General features: G+C 70.4%; 15 protein-coding genes. 7 read left to right on the forward strand and 8 right to left on the reverse strand.

The annotated features are described in order from the left end of the window. Window positions 1-129 precede the first annotated feature (129 nt). The 4 genes from ABZ078_RS37795 to ABZ078_RS37810 all read right to left on the reverse strand — a co-directional run bounded on the left by ABZ078_RS37795 (window position 130) and on the right by ABZ078_RS37810 (window position 3725). Window positions 130-333: a cold-shock protein gene (locus ABZ078_RS37795; protein WP_053679654.1), complete on the reverse strand. Its 204-nt coding sequence runs from the start codon at window positions 331-333 to the stop codon at window positions 130-132. Between the two features lie 200 nt (window positions 334-533). Continuing rightward, window positions 534-815 (reverse strand): HU family DNA-binding protein, encoded by a 282-nt coding sequence (locus tag ABZ078_RS37800; RefSeq protein ID WP_053679652.1) that lies wholly within the window; start codon window positions 813-815, stop codon window positions 534-536. 384 nt (window positions 816-1199) lie between these two features. After that, window positions 1200-2816, reverse strand: coding sequence for a hypothetical protein (locus ABZ078_RS37805; protein WP_356583051.1), 1617 nt, complete (start codon window positions 2814-2816; stop codon window positions 1200-1202). A 165-nt stretch (window positions 2817-2981) separates the two neighbouring features. Further along, window positions 2982-3725, reverse strand: a complete 744-nt coding sequence (locus ABZ078_RS37810) for a TIGR02391 family protein (protein WP_356583053.1) — start codon at window positions 3723-3725, stop codon at window positions 2982-2984. 60 nt (window positions 3726-3785) lie between these two features. Between ABZ078_RS37810 and ABZ078_RS37815 the strand changes: the two genes are divergently transcribed. From ABZ078_RS37815 to ABZ078_RS37830, 4 genes are all read left to right on the forward strand, one after another. Next, window positions 3786-5861 (forward strand): hypothetical protein, encoded by a 2076-nt coding sequence (locus ABZ078_RS37815; RefSeq protein ID WP_356583055.1) that lies wholly within the window; start codon window positions 3786-3788, stop codon window positions 5859-5861. Window positions 5862-5912: 51 nt separating this feature from the next. Then, complete coding sequence (locus ABZ078_RS37820) at window positions 5913-6188, forward strand: hypothetical protein (RefSeq protein ID WP_356583057.1); 276 nt, start codon at window positions 5913-5915, stop codon at window positions 6186-6188. A 229-nt stretch (window positions 6189-6417) separates the two neighbouring features. Further along, window positions 6418-6768: a DUF6300 family protein gene (locus ABZ078_RS37825; protein WP_356583059.1), complete on the forward strand. Its 351-nt coding sequence runs from the start codon at window positions 6418-6420 to the stop codon at window positions 6766-6768. A gap of 341 nt (window positions 6769-7109) precedes the next feature. Further along, a complete protein-coding gene (locus ABZ078_RS37830; RefSeq protein WP_356583061.1) occupies window positions 7110-8033 on the forward strand; it encodes a hypothetical protein in 924 nt (307 codons plus the stop codon). Between the two features lie 224 nt (window positions 8034-8257). Here ABZ078_RS37830 and ABZ078_RS37835 read toward each other — a convergent pair whose 3' ends face one another. The 3 genes from ABZ078_RS37835 to ABZ078_RS37845 are packed head-to-tail and all read right to left on the reverse strand — an operon-like array spanning window position 8258 to window position 13820. Further along, a complete protein-coding gene (locus ABZ078_RS37835) occupies window positions 8258-10660 on the reverse strand; it encodes a Helicase associated domain protein (protein WP_356583063.1) in 2403 nt (800 codons plus the stop codon). A gap of 37 nt (window positions 10661-10697) precedes the next feature. Further along, the gene (locus ABZ078_RS37840; protein ID WP_356583065.1) at window positions 10698-11276 is read right to left on the reverse strand and encodes a terminal protein TpgA1; all 579 of its coding nucleotides are present in this window, start codon (window positions 11274-11276) and stop codon (window positions 10698-10700) included. A 21-nt stretch (window positions 11277-11297) separates the two neighbouring features. Further along, window positions 11298-13820, reverse strand: coding sequence for a transcriptional regulator (locus ABZ078_RS37845; RefSeq protein WP_356583067.1), 2523 nt, complete (start codon window positions 13818-13820; stop codon window positions 11298-11300). Window positions 13821-14086: 266 nt separating this feature from the next. Between ABZ078_RS37845 and ABZ078_RS37850 the strand changes: the two genes are divergently transcribed. The 3 genes from ABZ078_RS37850 (at window position 14087) to ABZ078_RS37860 (ending at window position 15949) form a co-directional block, all read left to right on the forward strand. After that, window positions 14087-14719 carry a hypothetical protein gene (locus ABZ078_RS37850; RefSeq protein WP_356583069.1) on the forward strand — a complete coding sequence of 211 codons (633 nt, stop codon included), beginning with the start codon at window positions 14087-14089 and terminating at the stop codon, window positions 14717-14719. A gap of 80 nt (window positions 14720-14799) precedes the next feature. Further along, entirely contained in the window at window positions 14800-15189 is a 390-nt protein-coding gene (locus ABZ078_RS37855; RefSeq protein WP_356583071.1) for a DUF6354 family protein, read from the forward strand. 121 nt (window positions 15190-15310) lie between these two features. Then, entirely contained in the window at window positions 15311-15949 is a 639-nt protein-coding gene (locus ABZ078_RS37860) for a hypothetical protein (RefSeq protein ID WP_356583073.1), read from the forward strand. 171 nt (window positions 15950-16120) lie between these two features. On the opposite strand, the gene ABZ078_RS37865 is transcribed toward ABZ078_RS37860, so the two are convergent. Continuing rightward, window positions 16121-17512 (reverse strand): sporulation protein, encoded by a 1392-nt coding sequence (locus ABZ078_RS37865; protein ID WP_356583074.1) that lies wholly within the window; start codon window positions 17510-17512, stop codon window positions 16121-16123. Between the last annotated feature and the right edge of the window lie 151 nt (window positions 17513-17663).

Here is a 17663-nt window from a genome sequence, read left to right on the forward strand (position 1 = left end):
GCGCCAGCAGGCCGAGCGGGAGCTGGAAGCCCTGGTCCTCGCGGTCGGCGGTGGCGCCGGGGACGCACCCCGCGTCGGTGAGGCCACTCTACACAGTGATCTTCGCGGGCGGGGCGGCGCGTACGGCCGTCAGCTCCGGACGATGTTCTCGGCCTGGGGGCCCTTCTGTCCCTGGGTCACATCGAAGGTGACCGCGTCGCCCTCCGCCAGCTCACGGTAGCCGCTGCCGGCGATGTTGGAGTAGTGGGCGAAGACGTCCGGGCCGCCGCCGTCCTGGGCGATGAAGCCGAAGCCCTTCTCCGAGTTGAACCACTTCACGGTGCCGCTGGCCATACTGCGTGTCCTTCGATCTTGCCGAGGAATCCCGGCTGGTCTGGAGTCGGAGCCCTCTGAAAACGGAGGGCACCCGGCGTCCGTTCTACCCCGTCGGCGCCGCAACTATCCGGGCTCCACGCAGTGATCGTCTGACGGAGTGCGACCTGGTGAAGCCAGGTCGCGGTCCTGGAGTGGGTCACGGCACGAGGGGGACGGGGCTACTTGCCCTTCGCGGCTTCCTTGAGCTTGGAGCCCGCCGAGACCTTCACGCTGTATCCAGCTGCGATCTCCAAAGGCTCGCCCGTCTGGGGATTGCGGGCCGTACGGGCGGCACGATGGGTGCGCTCGAAGGTCAGGAAGCCGGGGATGGTGACCTTCTCATCGCCCTTGGCGACGACGTCGCCGACGATCTCGGCGAAGGCGGCCAGAACGGCGTCGGCGTCCTTGCGGGTCACCTCGGCGCGCTCGGCGAGGGCTGCGACCAGCTCACTGCGGTTCATGCGGTACTCCGTGACGTTCGGGTTGCCGCGGCCGCTGCGCGGACGCGACGCTTCTGACGCCATCCTGTCACCGGGGTCCGACAATGCTGCACGCTGCACCAGCAGCGGAGCGCTCCGTGTGACTGGTCACGATAGATGACACCTGGTCGGGGTGGATGACAGTGGCGCCTCGTCGGCACGGTCTCGGGATGCGCGGGGCCGTTGTCCGGCAGACACCTGGGTTCCGCGACCAACGCGAGCGAGTGCTAACAGCGATGCTCAAACGGTGCCATCTATCGCGACCGCCACGGCGCATCGTGCCTGTCCGGCAGGCTCCGCCGGTGCCCACTGTGGCGACCAGTCATAGGCGTACGCCGATGGCCCATGCCGCGTTGTTGGTGGTCGTCAGCCGTACAGCCACTGCTCCCAGGCTTTGCGGCCGGTCAAGGCGGTGGCCGGGATGCCCAGTTCGGTCAGCGCGCCGGGGTACACGCGATCGTAGGCCGTGTTGTAGGCGCTGGCGAGGGCGGCGTCGCCGAGCAGCCACGGCGCGGGGGCGTGGTCGAGGTCGAGCACGGCGAAGTCGCCTTCGCAGCGGATGCGGCCGTGGAGGAGGCCGCGCTCGAGCAGGGTGTGCCAGCCGCGCCCGACCCGCTCGACCTCGGTCATGCCCTTGGCGGTGTCGATGACGGAAGCGACGTCGAACCGGCAGGGTGGGATGCGGGCATAGAGCTTCGCGATCATCCAGGGCAGGCCCAAGATCCGAAAAAGGTGTGTGCGATGGGCGCCGCCCATGGAGACGTTGTAGAGCGGTCCGGCCGGTCCGTTGATGACGCTGAGGGAGATTGCGGGTTCCTCGGCAAGGTGGTGGCGGAGGAACGCGGCGAGCTGCTCGGGCTTGGTGGTGAGTAGTTCGCGGGTAGCGCGGGGTATCCAGCTGCGGCCGCGAGAGGCTTCGGACCGGTCGAAGTCGCCCCAGACCTTATCGATGGCGTGCACGATGGCGTCGGTACGCACCCAGGCGGCGCTCTCGCCGGCTGCCCAGTCGTGCTCCCGCTGGCGGTTGTAGAGGTTGAAATGCGGCGACTGCGGCGCACTGGTCTGGAGCTGGGTGGTGGCCGCGCGCACCCGATCGCTGATCTCGTGCTCGGGCCAGGCCCGCTGGAGTTGGGTGATGGCGGCGACGGTGGCGTCGAGCGCGGCGCGGTCGGCATCGAAGGCGCGCAGGACATCCACCCGATCGATGCCGGGTGGGTCACTGCCCGCGGCGGGGGCTTCTGGCCGTTCGCCATGCAAGGTCAGGGTGATCTGTGGGCGGTGGCGGCTGGTGGCCTCGAACGACTGCAGGGCTTGCCCGGTGGCGTCGGGGGTGGCGCTCCAGCCGCGCACACAAAGACCGTCTTCGCGGTGCGCGGTCAGGTTGCCGTCGCTGTGCCATGTCGCTGCCCAGGTGCCGCCCGGCCGGTCGAGGTGCACGGGCCGGCGTGCGAGGTCGGCTTCAAGTCGCTGAAGATCGCCGCGGCGCCGGGCACGGGCGAGCAGGCTCGGCGCTGGGCGCAGTACACCCGCCAGGAGCTCTTCGTCGAGCGGATACTCTGCGCGCTCGCTGTGCCATTCACGCAGGAGGTCTCGTGCCTGGGCGATGCGGTGTGCGGCTTGCTCAGCTGCGTCGCGAATCTCGTCGCCGTCGAGGTGGCCCTCGACGGCGGCCGCCGCGTGCCGGCCGGCCGCGGCCACCACCTGGTCCCACAGGTACAGCTCGTCCGTGGTCTGGTGCCACAGGTAGCCCTCGCGGGCGGACGTGTCCGACTCCTGGACCGTGGTGAGGGACCGTACGATCTGGGCGCGTTCGGCGGGCGGCTGGCCGCGGCCGCGGCGTACGGCGAACTGCAGCAGGATCGAGGTGAAGCGGCGGGCGAAGTGTGTGGGCCGGGGGCGGCCGTCCTTCGTGGTGCACGTCGTCATGCGCGAAGCCACGCACGTGGGGCATGTCCAGTCCAGTGCATCCCAGTCCGCCGCCACGCATCGGTCCTCTCGTCGGCGATCAGGTCAACCACCCCCGCAATGGGGATGGTTGCAGTGTGGCAGCGGGGACTGACACGGGAGCGCGAATATGCCGCAGCGTCGGCGCGATCCGCTCGCTCCGGCACGCGCCCGGTCCCGGTTAACCCCGGGCCCGCGCTTCTGCTACGTGGTCGTGGCAGTCTGGCGGCGCTTGGCGCGTTCGACCTGCCGCAGCAACAGGTCGGCGAACTGAATCATCTCGGCTGCCTCGATGGGGTCGTCGAAGTCGACGGTGCGGTGGCTGGCGGGATTCTTGTACGCGCCCATGGCACCGGCGAACAGTGCGGAAGCGGCCTCCTGTTCACCGCCTTCGGCTCCGGCGTCGGCGAGCGGGCCGCCGGCCTTGCCGTTCTGGTGCGGCTGGAACGCCTTGCGCATCAGCGGCACGCCGACCAGGGAGTTGTCGAGGCCGGACGCGTCCCGGACAGCGACTTCGACCGCCTTCATCGCGGCGAAGCACGCGGTCTCGTAGTCGCCCAGGTCGAAGTTGGTGCGCACCGTGTCTTCCAGGGCCGGGTGGAGCGGGCCGGACAGCCGCTGGCGGGCTTCGAACCGCGTGATGCCCTCGGGATCCTTCGCCAGGTTCCTGCCGTCGCGGGAGAGCTGGCGGAAGGCTTCCGACTGGCTGGGCACCCGGGACAGCAGCGCATGTGCCTCCAGCCAGGTCCAGGCATCGGAGAGGCGGTCGACGAGAACGTCGGTGTCCGGCTCGTCCTGGAACGCCTGGCGGGCCGAGCCCATCGTTCCGCCGTACTGCAGGAAGCCGGTTCCGCCGGCGAGGTGCTGCAGGAGGAGGAGCGCAATGTCCCGGGTGGGCAGCTGCCGGATCTGTTCCGCCGGAACCGGCGGTATGAACGTGAACGTCATGGCCGCACGCTACGGCGTGGCACCGACAGCCGAGTGCCGTACCTCGGCAGAGGGACACCGATGGGCCGAACCGGTGACGGCGCGCATCGGTGCTCGTCCTGCCGGGTGGAGGGTGAGGCCCTGCAACAGCCCAGAGGCATCGGCAGGGAGCGGCACGTGGTGTACGAGGTGATCAAAGTGGAGTTCCGTACGGAGCTCCACGCCCGCTGGTCGGTGTTCTTCGACCACCTGCGGGTGCCGTGGGCGTACGAGCCGGCGACCTTCTACGACAGCGAGGGCTCGCCGCGCACGCCGGCGTTCTGGCTGCCGGAGCAGCGGATCTGGTTCATGGCGGAGGTCGAGGCCCCGGTGTGGTGGGCCCGGTTCGCGATGGCGGCCTCCGGCTGCGACGAGTGGTTCAGCGGCCGGGACGAGGAGGCCGACAGCTGCCCGCCGGTGAAGGTTCCGGAGGATTGGCACGGCAAAGCCGTGCTGGCCGAGGGCCCGTTCTTCCCTGACGACACGGCAGGCGTCGACACGTGGGGCCGCCCCGACCCGTGGAACGGGCCATGGCGGTTCCACGAGGCGAACGGGATGAGCGTCTACGACGACGAGCCCTACCAGTGGACGATGTGCCCGCAGTGCGGGGCCTTCGGCGCCGAGTTCTGCGGATACGCCGAGCGGCTGCCCTGCGGCTGCCTCGATGACCGCGAGCACCACAAGGTCGCAGGCGGCAGCGACAAACGCCTGCTGGCCGCCTACCGGGCCGCACAGCTCGAGCAATGGCATGCCGACGACTTCACCGACCCCCACGCGACCGCGCTGTGGCCTACCGTGCGCGAGGCCCTGGTCCATCAGCCCGGCGCCGCGGCCGCCGCCGCGAACTGCGCGGGCGAGTGCCGGTCGCTCGCCGATCAGCTTCGCCAGGAGCTGTGCCCGCCTGCCGCTGGGGACAGCGAGGGCCTCGAAACGCTGTGCTCGGCATGCCCGGGGTTCGTCTGCGGGCAGTGCGGCGAACGGCCAGCCCCCGCGGCCGGTGTTCCATGCCGGACGTGCGAGCCGGTCGTCCTGCTCACCGAGAACCAGGCGAGGCAGCGGCTCAACTGGAAGGTGGAGCAGCTCGCCGCCGCGACGGACATCCACGGACGCCGGGTCAACGGCATCGTCAACGACTCAATCGGGGCGAAGACGCGGTCAGGGATCTCTCTGGCCCAGCTCGGCGTCGCGCTCACCAACGTCGAGCGGTGGCTGGAAGACCCGTCGTCCATGCCGACCGGGCTCCCCGCTCCCTCCTCGGAGGATCTCGACAAGCTGCACGGGGCCGAGCTGCGCAAGCTCCTCGCCACCTACGTGGGGCCCCTGGCGGGAGCGCTACGCGAACCGATCCCCTTCGTCCAGAAACAGCTGAACGAATGGATGGTCGCGCCCAGCCGCGCCGAGGCAACGGACGAGCAACTGCGCGACGCCATCATCCAGGCCCGGGCCTGGATCGAGAACCCCGACTCATACCGCGCATACACCCACCCGGAACCGCCCGAGCCCGACGGCCTGACCGCGCCGATGCGCGCGAAGAACGCCGTCACGGACTCCTCCTGCAACCTGTGCGCCGCGCCGGTGATGGCCGGCGAACTCATCGGCCGGATGCCCCACCCGCGCCAGCCGTACGTTCCGATGGCCTGGCTGTGCGCCCACTGCCTGTTCGACCGGCGGGCCAAGCCCCGCCTCACCGACGTGCTTCTGCGGGTCTTCCACCACACCTTCAGCGGCAGCAGCACCACACTGCTGAACACCACCGAGGCCGCGGTGCTCCTCGAAGCGCTGCTGACGGTTCCCGCACCGCAAGACGACGCGCACCTCCAGGAGGCGATCACCGCGCTCCGGCAGGGGATCGACGCGCCGGAGCCCGTGATGGGGCTGAGTTACCACCCGGCCCATGCCGCTGTGACCGCGCTGCACGCGGCGAGGCCGCAGGAGGCCGCGGCTGGTGACGCCGCTGTCCTCGCCGCTGTCGCTCAGCACCTGGCCGAGTGGCAGCACAACCCCCAGGACATCGACCAGGTCCCCTACAGGAACCGCACCCTGTGGCGGCAAGCCGTCCTCGAGAGCACGCTCACCCCCACCGTCCTGTCGCAGCGCGGCGGCCCCTTCTGGGTATGACGCCACTGGCGCCGTGATCCGCCCCGCCTGACCAACCTGGAGGAACACCCGATGCCGTACGACGTCACCCGCGACATCAACGCCGGCCCCCTCGTCCTGCCCGGCGTCCGCGGATCCGTAGGCGCCGTCTACTCCGAGCACCGCACCGACAAGCCGGGCTACGGCGCCGCCGTGGAGCTCCCCGCCGTGCTGGAACTCCTCGCCGCCATCGAGACCGGTCAGATCACCGCGGCCCAGGCCCAGGATGTGTTCGCCCCCTTCCTCCACCGGCTCGAAGAGTACGACCGCGAGATGGATGACCGGGCCGCTCGCTACGAGTACAGCTGAGGAGCAGCAGCCATGGCCGACGCCGAAAACTGACGCACGCACTGGCCCCCGTTTCCACTGGAAACGGGAGTCCGACACTGCCGGAGCCACATCCCCACCCCCGAGGGCAAGGGCTGACTGGTCTCCGCGGGCGGTCCTCGACTTGGCCCTCGGCTCCAGGCCCGGCAAAACCATTGACCAGCCCTTTCGTTGAAGGTTGGATGGCGCTCCCAGCGATCAAGGGGGCGCCATGGCTCACGTATCCATCCAGCGCAGTAACGACCTGCCCTCCTGCTCCCGATGCAACGGCCCGCTCATCCTCGCCGCGCAGATGCCCCAACTCGATGCGTCCGGAAAACCGATCCGCCTGGAGTTGTGCCGAACCTGCGATGCCGGGGACACCGCGGCTGGCGCTCTGGTCCGCTTCTTCTCCTCCGGCGCGGGCAACGACACTTCCCGAGCCAGGGAGGGTGCCGAGCTCATGGTGGAGTTCCAGAAGGAAGTGATGGCCGCACACGGCTACGTCTTGATGGATAACTCGGCCCCCGGGTCCTCCGACTATCCACCCCACATCGGAACGCCCCCCAAGGGCGTCGGCTGACCGCTTGCTCATGCGCGCGGGCCGCGCGTCGGACGCAACTCATCACCGTCGGCCTGTGCGGTGGGGAAGTCGCACGTCGGGGAAGGCCGCCCGGCGGCGCGGCAAGAGGTGGGCGTACCTCGTTGCCGGATGGGGCACCGGCCGTTGCGCCTCCTTGACTGGACGCCGGGCTCCCGATGTCATCAGCTTGGGCAACGTGAACGCCCGGCCGCGCGATGGAAGAAGCCCCCGCAGCTCCTTCGCCGAGGACCGGCCAGAAGTCTCACCGCTCGCACCACACCGACAGGACCACCGTACAAAGCGCTCGCCGCCGGGGGCCGGTCCGGCGCGGAAAAGCGATCATGCCCCCTCTGGCCGCCTTGGCCTTCACCGAAGACCGCCGCCGCAGCACCGGCGAATCCCACCAGGCCCTCTGCACACTCCTCGGGGAAAGCGGCCAAGCGCTCCCTATCCCCGCAGCCCGTCACCCGGAGCAGGCGCAGCTGGAGACCGCGGTCTTTCTTGCATGCTGCAAGATCGGCGGCCTCTCCGAGCACCCCCTGGGCATCGTCCACGTCCGACCCGAGGAAGATCAACTGACGATCCGGGTCGTCAACGAGCCGTACGTCGCCCACTACTGGGCTGAGTTCCTCCTCCCCCGCCTGAGCAGCGAAGACGCCTTGGACCCCCGGGACCAGGTCAGCGGCGTGGCCGGCCTCCGCTTCCGTCGTGAAGGCAGCCAGATCTGCCTTCACCGGCCTGGAATGCCAGCCCGCATCATGCTGACCGGGTTCAATCCGTGGTGGTGGCAACGCATCGTCGACCGGCTCACCGCCGACTACGACCTGCTCCAAAGCGAGCCGGACTGGACACCTGTGGAGCGCGCCGCCTACGCCGCCACCGCAGCCTCGTCCTTCGAATCCGCCTCGCTTTTCTCCCCCTTGCTTCGCCGAATCCGGGCGACCGCCGGCCCCGGCTCGATCAACAGCACCGACGCCTGGAGCGCCATCGGCGGGAACTTCCGCCTGGAGACGACCGACGGTCCTCCGTGCCCGGACCTCATTCGGCTCCTTGGGAACGGCCCCACCGGACTCGGCTGGGAAGTCGACGACAAGAGTTGCACCTGCCTGTGCGACCACACGCACACAGCCGTCGGATGCAATATCGACTTCCGGGAACCCGCCACCGGACGGTTCGTGTACTACTCCAACACCAAGTGGGGACGCACACTCGATGACCGCCGCCGCCAGACCATCTCCGAAATGAACCGCGCAGCCTTCACCTGAACCTCGGGTCTGTCGTCGGGTACGCGGTAGGTGGCCCGCGAGATGAGCTCGGCGTGCTGGCGGATATGAGCGATGAGGCCGTCTTCTGCGGCGATGAGGGCCTGGGCGAGGGAGGCGGTCATGCTGCGGGCGTTCTCCGATGGCTGTCGCATGGTGGGTATACGTGCCTCTCGTGCTCGGGGCCCTTTCGCCGGCGGAACCCGGCCCTCGGTGGGGTGGGACGTTCAGCCGCTGATCGTGGCCTCGGGTGTCTGTGGGTGGCGGGTGAGGCCTGCGGCGGTGACGGCGTGGAGGTGTTCGGGGGGCAGCTCGTCCCAGCGTTTGCGGAGGTTCTTGAGCCACTGACCGACCTTGTACTCCTCACCGTCGAGAGTGACGGTGTCGCGTTGGCGGATGTGGAGGTGACCTTCGCGGTCGCGGAAGGCGGCGACGGCTGCCAGGCCCTGGTCGAGCTGCCGCTGCTGGCGGGCGGCGCGGCCGGTGGGCTGTGGCGGTTCGTCTTCGGCGGATTCGATCAGGCTGATGCCGAGTTCGCGCACGAGCCGGAGCTGTTCGGGGTGGAGGGTGCTGTAGTCGGTGCTCTGGGTGCGGACCCATTCGCCGAGGGGCTCGTCGTCGTCGGTGACGAAGTCGGCGGGGAGGTCGTCGAGGGTGATGCTCGCGTTGGCGTAGGTGCGGGCGGTGTAGTAGAGGCGCTGCCAGGTGATCGGCCACGGCGGGTTCCAGTACGGGTCGATCTCGGTGAGCGCGGTGTCGGTGGGGTCGGGTTCGAGTCCGCTGTCCGCGCGGGTGCGGGCGGCGGCTCGGCGGTTGGTGAGCCAGCGGCCGAGGGCGAAGTCGCCGGCCATCTCGCCGGTGGGAGCGGCGAGATGGCCGTGGCGGTTGGCCCAGTTGCGGGCGTGGAGGAGTCCGCGTTCGGCGGCCTGGGTCTGGAGGTTCCAGATGATGCCGAGGTGTTCGAGGGACTTGATCTGGGCGGGCTTGAGGGTGCCGGCCGCGTACGCCTTACGTGCCCGGTTGATCCAGCGGCCCAGTGCGAAGCCGTTCTCGTCGTCGTAGAGCCGGGGGACGTCGAGGTGCCCGTGGTGCTGCTGGTAGGCGGTGGCGGCTTCCAGGCCGCGGCGGAAGGACGCTTCGCGGGGGTGGAGGACGCGCAGCCGGAACGCCTGGGCGATGGTGTCGGCGGGGAAGGGCCGGTCGAAGACGACGTCCACGGGCACGCCCGTCTCCTCGTCCTCCTCGTCCGGGACGGGGTGGGCGGGCTGCTGGGGGACGGCGAGACGGTCGGCGATGCGGTCGTCGTGAGCACGCAGGGCCTGGAGGACGCGCCAGAGCGGCCGGTACAGGTTCGAGCCCATGAGGTCGTCGGCGTCCTCGCCGGGGGCGACGTACACGGGGACGATGAGGGTGGCCTTTTTGCCCTGGCCGGGCTTCTGGCGCAGCGCCCGGCCGACGGCCTGGACCGTGTCGACGATCGACTCCTTGGGGTCGGCAAAGACCACGGTGTCGATGCTGGGGATGTTGACGCCCTCGCCGAGAAGGCGGGCGTTCGCGATCAAGGTGCGGTGAGCGGGCTCGAGGAACTCGCCGGGGCGGCCGTCGAAGCGGTCGAGGAGCTCGCGGCGGTAGGCGGGGTCCTGTGTGCCGTCGAGGCCGGTCGCCCACAGCTCGCCCGGGTCGGGACAGCTGGTTCCGGTCTCGTCGAGCGCGTAGAGGAGGGCGGCGGTCTCGCGGAGGGTGCCGGCGAAGGCATGGGCGTCGGCAACGCGGTGGTGAAAGGAGACGACGCGGCGCAGGTCGAGCTCGGCCATGGCCCGCAGGACGGCGATCTGGAGCGCGGCCTGGCGCAGTTCGGCTTCGGTGGCCTTGTCGGAGATCCCGAGCCGGGTGCGGATGGTCGCCTCGTGAACTTCCATGACGACCACGCGGTAGTCGGCCAGGAGGTCTATGTCGATGGCCTCGGCGAGCGGGAGGCGGAAGCAGGTGTCGCCGTACAGGTCGGGGTTGTCCATGGACGCGACGAGCGAGTCGTCCTCGTCGTCACCGGGCTCGCCGGCCGACCAGATCCTCGGGGTGGCGGTGAGGTAGAGCCGCTTGTGTGCGGGGATCAGCTCGTCGTCGTGGACGGCAGCCCAGCGATTTCCCAGGTCACCGCTGGTGCGGTGGGCCTCGTCGATGGCGATCAGCGACCAGGCGGGCAGGGCGAAGCGGTGGTGGGCGTCTTGGACGCGGTGCAGCGAGTGGTAGGTGGCGAACACCGTCAGGCCGGGGTTCTGACGGACGGTGGCGGCCAGGGCAGCCGGGTCCGTGGTGAACGCGACCGGCTCGCCCAGGGTGGTGGGGCGCTTGGAGCACAGGGCCAGGACCGGGCCGCTCATGCCGGCGGTGCGCCAGTCGTCGATGGTCTGGGCGAGGAGTTCCAGGGTGGGCAGCAGCACCAGCCGGGTGCCCTGGGGGGCGACGCGGGCGGCGGTGCGCGCGGCGACGTACGTCTTGCCGGTGCCGCAGGCCATCACGACGGAGGTCCGGGCGGTGTGGCGCAGCGCGGTGTGCGCGGCGTGGACGGCCTTGGACTGGTGCGGGCGCAGCCTGATCTTGGGCGGCGGGGTGGTGATGGTCGCGGTCACGGGGTGGCCGGTCCTTTCAGCCGGGGGTGGTCGGCGGTCAGGTGATGCTGAAGCGGATGTGGTCGATGCCGGTCAGCTCGACCTGCTGGAGGGAGGTGGCGCGGGTGCCGCCGTCGGTGAAGTAGTCGTCGCGCAGTCCGTCGGCGACGATCTGGGCGAGGTCTTCCTCGGCGGCGCCGGCGGCCTTGGCTTCGAAGAGGGCGGCGGCGGTGGTGGCGTCCAGGCGGCGGGTGAGGCGGCGGTAGCGGGGGTCGTTGGTGGTGCCCTTGGGGGACGTGAAGCCGAACTTGCCGCGTACGTCGACCTTGATGCCACCGGTGGTGACGGCGGCCTGGAGCTTCTTCGCCTTCACGATCGGCTGCCAGAGCTTCTTGACCTCGGCTTCGACGAGGGCAGCGGTCTCGGGCTTCGCCGTCTTGATCTTGTCGTCACGGTAGCGCTCGACGGTGCGCTGGGACTTGCCGATCTTCTCGGCGACCGCGCGGGCGGCCTCAGCACGGCTGACGCCCTTCTCCTGCTTGAGCAGGAAACGGATCCGGGCGCCGAGGGTCTTGGGGATCGGCTGCGAGTAGGCGGTCTCGGCGGCCTCATCCAGGCGGTCTTCGATCAGTCCCACGGTCAGTCAACTTCCTTGGGTTCAGGCCACGCGCACAAGGCTGGCGTCCTTGATCTCGTTGGCGATGTTCACTCCGTCGGCGAGCAGGTCCAGCGCCCAGCCGATGGTCTGGGAGCCCTGGTGCTTGACGGAGCCGGGGTTGACACCGAGACGGAACCCGCCGCGGATCGGCTCGCCGTCGGGGCCGAGGAGGAGGGGCAGCGGCGACAGGCCGTCGGTGGCGTAGACGACGCAGTCGTTGTTGACCGCGAGGGGGTAACGGCCCGCCGTGGTGGCGAGGTTGTGCATCTTACGGTGCATGTTGGTCCGCGCCTTCGACAGGATCATGGCACGGATGTCGGGCCGCCACGTCAGGCGCTTCAGGGCCGGCCACGGGTCGCCGAAGACGTGGTCGACGCCCATGTTCGGGCGCTGGCGCAGCTTGCCGATGCCCGACTTGGCGGTGGCTTTGATGGCGTTCGCCAGGGTCACCAGCAGCGGGTCGCCGTCCTTGTAGACGGCCATGGCCGCGAGGAAGGCTTCGTCGTCGAGGTCCTTGGTGACGCCGAGGTCGGCCATCACGGTCAGGTAGGCGTCGCGCAGCGTGTCGTACCAGGGCTGGAGGTAGGGGCTGTGGGTCTCCCGGACCCACGCCTCCATCGGGCGGACGTCGGCGCCGAGTTCGACGGCGTAGGCGACGGTGGGGGTGGCGTACCAGCCGGGGCCGTCGGGGCGTACGCCGCTGGAGGTGAAGGGGCTGGGCAGGCGCGCGTCGGTCTCGACGTGGGAGAGGTCGAGGAACCAGGACCCGGGCAGGTCGGGGTCGAAGTCGGGGTTGCGGGGGTAGTGGATGGCCGGACCGGTGCCGACGTGCAGCCGGCGGCACGCCGCCAGGAAGGCCACCTGCACGTCCAGAGCTGCGACGTGGGTGCACGCCCGCTCGGCGTCGGTGATCAGCTCGGCGGGACGGACCCAGATGCACGCCTCCTCGTCGAGGGCCTCGCTCGCGGGCCGGGAGCCCTCCTCCGGGTAGTCGGCGGCGACGACGGGGTGCTCGTCGGGGGCCTCGCACGGGGCGGGGTCGACGAGAGTGTGAAGGGTGTGGGGCACCTTCGCCGAGACGTACTTGCCCTCGTCCTGGCTCCACTCGGCCTTGGTGGGCGGGCGCAGCGAGGTCATGAGTTCTTCGCCGGTGACGGCGACGGTGCCGCGGGGGGTGATGACCAGTCGGGCGTACGTGCCGAGCATCGTGGCGAGGTCACCCGCGGGTAGATCGCCGGCCTGGCCCCACACGCGGTTCTCCAGGGCGCCCCAGGGGGTGAGGAAGAGCTGGATGCAGTGGCGCTTGCCGTCGAGGCGCTTGAAGATCCGCGGCCAGGGGCCGAACCCCGCCTTGGTGAGTTCCCATCCGGCCTTGGTGAGGCTCTTGATGGCCTTGTGGTCGGCCGGCAGGCGGAGGTCTTCCTGGTCCGCGAGGTCGGTGGGCAGGCCGAAGTGGGCGACGGCGCTCTCGGTGAGGATGATCAGCGGGTCCTGGTCGAAGCCGTTGTCGTGGACCTTGGCCGCGCCCAGGCGGATCTTCCGCTTGTCCAGTGCCCACGCGGCCAGGGCCTGGAGGGTCTTGGCCGGGCACGGCACGGTGCGGCCGTCGGCGAGGTGCGCGGTCAGGGCGCCGTCGGTGATGTCGAGAACGGCCAGCGGGCCGTCGGCGTACTCCGGCGGCACCGGCTTCGCGGCCGGCTTCTTCGCCGTGCGGGTCGTACGGCGGGAGGCCGGAGGGGTGGCCGGGCGGCGCGGCCCGGCCGACGGACGGGCGGACGGTGCGGCGGCAGCGGGGAGTTCCGGTGCGGGGGCGGCCACCGGTGCGGCGACCGCCGGTGCCGCGGGGATGGGGGCGGGGGTGGCCACGGCGGGCGTGGGCGCCGTCGTCTCGGTACGCGGGGTGGAGGCGGGCTCGGCCTGAGTGGTGGGCCGGGTGCCGCAGCGGGGCATGCCCATGGCGGCCATGGCCTGGAGGTACACGTGACGGGGCTGGCCGTCTACGACGCTGGAGGTCGGGTGCCCGCAGCGGACGCACAGCCGGGTGACGCCCTCGGGCAGGTCGATCCAGGAGCCGGGCGCGTCGAACTCGGGTACCGCCGTCTCTGCGAGGGCTGGGGCGGGCTCGGTGTCCGACCAGGCGAGCTCGGGAGGGTCCTCGATGTCGAAGTCGAACTCGAGAGGAGTCGCCTCCGCGGCGACCGCATCCGGCGCCGGCTCGGGCTCGCGTTCGGGCTCCAAGGTGGCCGAGCCACCCTCCGCACCAGCGCGAGCGAGTTGGGCGGCGAAGTAGGCGAGGATCCTGGCGTACCGCTGTCCCTTCTCACCGCGCGGTGTGCGGGGCGGGTCCGATTCCCAGGTCCACACCGTCTCGCGGCGAACGTCGTTGGCCTGGCCCATCTGGGTCACGGTCCAGCCGAACGCCTCGCGGAGCCTGACCCGTTCCGCCGGGTCCGGCAGTGGCGGCACCGGGCCGTCGAACGAGATCCGGTCGAGTACAGCCGCGACCGGGTCGCTGCCCCCCATCTCCACCTCCACCCTCAGAGTTCAAATCTAACGCGAATCTAACGCACCCGTCCCGACGGGCGCAAGCGCCTTGTTGATATTCCAGTATGTATTGTGATTGTTGCCTGATTGAATTTCAAGATGTATTGTGATTGACCGTTGGCCAGGGCCGACAGAGATGGCGGCCACGTCCGCAACGAGGCCGTACGCGCCGGAACTTGCCCGTTTCCTGGCCCGCCGGGATCTTCCTCCCGCGTCCCACATGACACCCGAGGAGTACGACAGCCATGCCCCATCTGTCCCCCGAACCAGGGGAGCCCGCCGCGCCGGGGTCGCGGATCGTCCTGGAGGCCGGCGACATCCTGTTGCGCCGCGGTCTCACCGATCACGCCCCCGCGGCCCAGGTGCACGTGATCGAGGCCGCCAAGGCCCTGGAGGACTTCCGCCTCGGCCACGGCGCTGCGCTGGAGCGCGCCGAGGTCCTCCTCGACCGGGCGATCGCGACGTTCCAGGAGCGCACGGGCGAGCACGACGAAGCGGCCTGGCAGGCCGCTGCGGTCTACATGGTCGAGCTGTGGGCCACGCGTTACAGCGGGGCCCGCCCGGCCGCGTTCGATCCGGCCCCGCCGCCGCCGTCCCGGCTCACCCCGGCGCATCCGCTGCGGCTGGAGACGATCAGCCGCGAGGCCCACGACCTGCTGCTCGGCGCCGGCCGGTCCCTTGAGCGGTCGGCGCGCGGCCTGGACTCGATGGCCGTGGTCCGCGCCCAGCACGGAATGCACGAAGCCGCCCGGCTGCTCCATGACCAGCTCGACGGGCTGTCCATGCCGCTGTGGGTGCTCATCGGCCGGTTCTGCGCCGAGATCCAGGCGGAGAACCTCCGCATCCTCAAGGCCCCCGCCCCCGGGGCCACGGCCTGACTGAGGCCCCGTTCCTACGCTCGCCCCCGGGCGCGCCCGCCGCCCGGCACCAGCCCTTCGCCCCCGTTGAGGAGTTCCCCATGAGCACCAGCCCCTCCCCCGTCTCTTCCGCCCTCGGCCCCGTCCGGGTCGGGCAGCTGTGGCAGGACATGGCCCCCGACATGGTCGACCGCGAGCGGATGCTGCGCGTGGTCGCCCTGACGGACACCCACGCCGAATGCGTGGTCGAGCGCGACAAGCAGGGCACGGCCGGCCGCAAGGCACGGCCGCTGGCCCTCCGGCGCTTCGCGACGAGCGCGTTCAAGCTGATCGAGGACGTCGTCGACGACGCCGACCAGGCCCTCTACGCACGCTTCCTGGCGGCGATGACGGGCATGCAGGGTGCCAACCCGTCGCCCGTGGAGTACGCGACCGCGGCACTGCGCGTGCACCACGAGCTCACGGCCGAGGCAGCGAAGGCCCAGAACTGACCAGCCCCGCGAAGCCCCTCGCCGCTACGGCCCGGCCTCCTCCCAGAAGGCGGCCGGTCCGCCGGTTCGCGACTTCGGGCGACCGCTCGTCTGAGTACTGCTGGAAGGAAGCTGGAAAGAAATGGTGACGTCTACTCAGTCCGCGCTCTGGGCCCCCGAATCCCCATCCGGCGACGAGGTGTTCAGGGCCGGTGAGATCGTGGGGCTGGAGGGCCGGCCGGGCGAGTGGGAGCTGATGAAGCCCGGACCGGGTCCGGGTGTCTGGACCATAGAGCCCGCGCGGCTCGAGGACCGCGCGAGCGCGCAGGTCACGGTGAGCGCGCTCCGGCGTCTTGCGGATGCCCCTCACGTCCGGCGGGGCGACCTGGTGATGCAGCGCTTCCCCGAGCAGGAGCAGGCCGCAGTGGTCGGCGCCGTCGTCCGGCTCGGGCAGTGGGTGGCAGAGAAGTCGTACACGCTGCCTGACGGCGGTGTCGGCCGCGCGTTGGACTCGGTCGACCGGCTGGAGGTAGTCACGGAGGAACAACTCGCCGCGGCCATCCGCCTGGATGTCGTCCACGGCACGCACGTGGGCCGGATCGTGCAGGCGGTCGTGTCCGCCCGCGCCGGGCAGTTCCGGGTGGTGTGCCGGTGCGCGCCGGGTGCCGGCGAGATCTGCCGCGACGGCCGCAAGGTCACCTGGTGCCCCAGCCTGGACAGCGCCCGCCAGCTGTGGGACTGGCACGTCTCCGGGCCAGCCCCCACCGGCAGCACCGCGTAGCCCCCTGTCCCCTCGCCGTGCGGTGCCGGCCGGCGGCCGGCACCGACGAGTGGTACGACGAGCCGCTCCCCGAGGACTGACTCAGCTTGCAACACCCTGTTCCCGTAGCGGATTTCAGCCGAAGACACACGTCCTGGTGAACCGGCTCGCAAGACAGCAACCGGCAGGCCGTCACGCGGCAACGCCGAGCTCCTTGCGGGTCCGGTGGATGAACTCGCGGACGGCTGGCTCGCGCCGCCAGGGGGCGAGGGCTGCATTGAACTCGCGGACGTAGTCCTTGGCCCGGCTCGACTGGACGCGGGCAAGGATGTCGACGGACCGGTTGCCGAGCTCGAGGCCGTGGTCGAGGTCGCGGGCCTGGAGGTGGGCGGTTCCGACGATGGCGAGCCGCATGCCGACGGAGCGGGTGAACACCCCGGTCGGCATGGCGGCGGCCTGCTGGTTCCAGGCCAAGGCCATCTTCGGGTTCTTCAGGTCGCGGAAGATCTCGGCGGCGTCCGCGGAGAGGCGGGCGTGGTGATAGAAGTCGATCCAGGCGGGCTCGTCGCCGCTGTCGTCCTTGGCCTGGTCCAGCATGTCCTCGGAGGTCTTCAGGGCCTTCGAGGCGGCCTTGGCGTCGTTCTCGCGGGCATGGGCTCGGGCCTCGATGAGCTTGGTGAAGGCCAGCACACGGGGCACGGCCTGGCCCTTGGCCCGCTCGAAGGCGCCCTGAGCCATGTCCACGGCCTCGGACGCGAACCCGCGCATGAGGCTCTGCATGGCCATCGTGGTCAGGACATAGCAGCCGAGCTGCACGTCCCCGCCGGCGCGGGCGAGGCGGAGAGCCTGGATGAAGTGCCGCTGGGCGGCATCGTGCTGGCCGACATCGAAGGCCGTCCAGCCCGCGAGCCTGGACAACTCGGCGGTGACAGAGAACAGTTCACGGCCGATCTCGTCCGAGAAGGAGCCCTGCAGCAGCGGGCCGGCCCGGTGGTCGAGGCAGTCGGTGACGGAGTTAGCCTTCCAGTTCCCGCCGCCGTATTTGGAGTCCCAGCGGCGGGCGTCGTCGGCGGCCTCACGCAGTTCTTCGAGGTCGGCCCGGCCGACCTGTTTGCCGCCCTTGTGGTCGGCGGTCTCGTCGGCGGGGGTGACGAGCCATCGGGTGACGGGGGTGGTGAAGGCGGAGGCGGCGAAGCCGGATCCGGCCAGAAAGTCGCGGCGGTTCACGGAGCTCCAGAACGTGGTGGCGACGCGGACGGCGTCGGCGGGGTCTCGCGGGAAATCCAACCCCACCGAGGCGTCGATTGTCTCCGCCTCGCCCATCCCCATCTCACTGAGGTTGACGGCCCGGCCGAGCCTCTCGCCGATGGCCTGCGCCAACAGTTTCGGGACCGGCCATTTCGGCGTCATCCCCCGTCTGCACCAGTTCGCCACGGACGTGTGTGAATAGTCGGTCTCTATCCCGGCGGCATGGGCGAGCTGGTTGACGCGCAGAGCCAGAGACTTATGGCTCGCGCCGCTGGCTTCGATGAGCCGGGCCAGGTCCGCGTTGGGCGGACGGGTCCGGCGGGTGGTCGATGCCACGACTCTCCCTTGGCCGGCGGGCGGGAGCATGCGCGACTCGAACAAGTAGTTGAGTACGTATGTCTGTACTTGGTGGAGCACGAGGTCCGTACTCGACTGGGGACGAAGAGCCGTACATGTTCCGCGTGTTGGGTCTCTGACGATATTCCTC

The sequence above is a fragment of the Streptomyces sp. NPDC006385 genome (genome assembly GCF_040612485.1).
Classification (GTDB): domain Bacteria; phylum Actinomycetota; class Actinomycetes; order Streptomycetales; family Streptomycetaceae; genus Streptomyces.